At 67.1% G+C, this 2,219-nt stretch carries 2 protein-coding genes and 1 pseudogene; all 3 read right to left on the reverse strand.

Annotated elements, in window-relative coordinates; genetic code table 11:
* Positions 1-4: 4 nt before the first annotated feature.
* A complete protein-coding gene (locus VFL64_RS03225; RefSeq protein WP_489538945.1) occupies positions 5-940 on the reverse strand; it encodes a sugar kinase in 936 nt (311 codons plus the stop codon).
* Complete coding sequence (locus VFL64_RS03230) at positions 937-1,917, reverse strand: sialic acid TRAP transporter substrate-binding protein SiaP (protein WP_489538946.1); 981 nt, start codon at positions 1,915-1,917, stop codon at positions 937-939. The genes VFL64_RS03225 and VFL64_RS03230 overlap by 4 nt, the downstream gene beginning before the upstream one ends.
* Positions 1,918-1,964: 47 nt before the next feature.
* A pseudogene (locus tag VFL64_RS03235) lies at positions 1,965-2,219 on the reverse strand (tripartite tricarboxylate transporter substrate binding protein); the annotation flags it as partial.

The following is a 2,219-nucleotide window of genomic DNA, read 5'->3' on the forward strand; positions in this document are numbered from 1 at the left end:
ATCATCAGGCCAATGCCCAGGCCATCGCCTCGCGCGGCACGATTGCACCCGGATGCTGGATCACCGTGGCCGCGAGCCGGTTGCCCCACGCGGCGGCCACCTCCGGCGCTTCGCCACGCAGTCGCTTCGCCAGGTAGCCCGCCGCAAACGAGTCCCCGGCGGCCGTGGTGTCCACGACGCGTGACACCGGTTGGACCGGCACCTTGATCGGCGCCTGGCCCTCGACCCGCACCAGCGTTGGCAAAGCGCCGCACTTGACGACGACCTCGCCGCACGGCAGCGCGAGCGCCTGCTGCAGTGCCGCCTCCATGGACCCCAGGCCTTGCACCGCCATCTCATCGTCCAGCGTGACGAGCGCGATATCGGCCAACGCGTACAGCTGCATGAAGGCCGCCTGCGCCACCTCGCGGCTGGCCCACAGGCGCGGCCGGTAGTTGTTGTCGAACACGATGCGTGCGCCGCGCTCACGCAGCCGGGCCAACAGCGCCCGCAAGCGTGGCGGCAACTCGGGGCCCATGATCGCGAGGCTGATGCCGCTCAGGTACAGCACGTCGATCTCGTCGGCCTGCAGCTCCAGCGGCGAGGGCTCGCCCTCGAAGTAGGCCCGCGCCGCGCTGCGCTCGCGCCAGTAGCTGAAGTGGCGTTCGCCGCTCGCATCGGTGCGGATGGCGTAGAGGCCGGTGCTGCGGTCGGGAGCGGTGCGCAGCAGGGCCGCCCCGATGCCTTCGTCCTGCCATGCCTGCAGCATTGCAGGCGCGAACATGTCGCTACCGACGCAGGTGGCGTAGTCGACCTGCAGGAGGTCTTCGGATGTCAGCCGCCGCAGGTACACCGCCGTGTTGTAGGTGTCCCCCGCAATCCCCTGCGCCAGCAGCCCCGGCGCCTGCTCGCGCAGTTCGACCATGCACTCGCCCAGGCAGGCGACCCGCAGCGCCGTCACTTGATGGCCTGAACCTTGTCGAACAGCTCCTTCGACCAGGGCGCCTCGGGTGAGGTCAGCGCCTTCTGCACGGCCGCGATGAAGGGCGCACGGTCGACCTTCATCACCGAGATGCCGCGCTTCTGGAAGTCGCTGACGAGCCTGGCTTCCGATTCGGCGATGTCGTTGGTGGCGCGCGTCGAGGCCTCCCACAGCACCTCGGAGAAGAGCTTCCTGTCGGCCTCCGAGAGCTTGCCCCAGGTGCTGCCGCTCACCACGGTGACCAGCGACTCGGTGATGTGCCCGGTCAGCATGATGTGCTTCTGCACCTCGTAGAACTTCTTGGCATCGATGGTGGGCAACGGGTTCTCCTGGCCGTCCACCGTGCCGTTCTGCAGCGCGAGGTAGACCTCGGCGAAGGCGATGGGCGTGGGGTTGGCGCCCACGGCCTTGGGGAACATGGTGAAGAGCGGCGCATCGGGCACACGCAGCTTCATGCCCTTCATGTCCTCGGGCTTGAGGATGGGCTTGTTGGCTGTCATGTGACGCAGGCCGTAGTAGGTGTAGCCCACCACGTGGTTGCCGCCGCTCTTGGCGGCGTAGCCGTCGGCCAGCTCGCGGAAGACCGGGCCGTTGCGGAAGGCCTGCCAGTGCGCGAAGTCGCGGAAGACGAAGGGCCCGGCGGCAATTGACATCGGTGGGTAGGCGCGCCCTGCGAAGGCCATGCCGGTGTAGATGATGTCCACCGTGCCCAGCGTCAGGCCCTGGTTGATCTCGGTCTCCTTGCCAAGCTGCGAGGCGGGGAAGACCTCGATCGCGTACTTGCCGTTGCTGCGCTTCTTGATCTCGTCGGCCGCCCACAGCGCCTGCTTGTGGTACGCCTCGCCCACCTCGTAGACGTGGGCCCACTTGAGCGTGGTGGTCTGTGCCCAGGTGGCAGCGCCAAAGCTCAACAGCGCGGCGGCGGCGAGGGCCTGGAGGCTCGTTCTCTTGTGCATGCTTGTCTCCTGTGGTTGTGAGGTGGTACTGGGCTCAGCCATGGGGCTCAATTCTTCAAGCCCAGCTTCGGAATCAATGTCTTGAAGGTCTCGTTGTCGCGTGCCATCACGGCCTTGAAGGTCGTGTCGCCGGCATAGGCGTAACCGAGGGCCAGCTTCTCCATCGCATCCTTCATGGCCTGCTCCTGCATGGTCTTCTGCGTAGCGACCTTGAGGATCTCGATCACGTCCTTGGGCGTGCTCTTCGGGGCGCCGAGGCCGCGCCAGGTGCCGACCAGCAGGTCGATGCCGCGCTCCTTGAA

This window comes from Rhizobacter sp., from assembly GCF_035702065.1.
Classification (GTDB): domain Bacteria; phylum Pseudomonadota; class Gammaproteobacteria; order Burkholderiales; family Burkholderiaceae_C; genus Rhizobacter.

What these genes read in the sequence shown, in the direction of transcription:
- VFL64_RS03230 (WP_489538946.1), bottom strand. Translation starts at nt 1,917, where the DNA reads ATGCACAAGAGAACGAGCCTCCAGGCCCTCGCCGCCGCCGCGCTGTTG.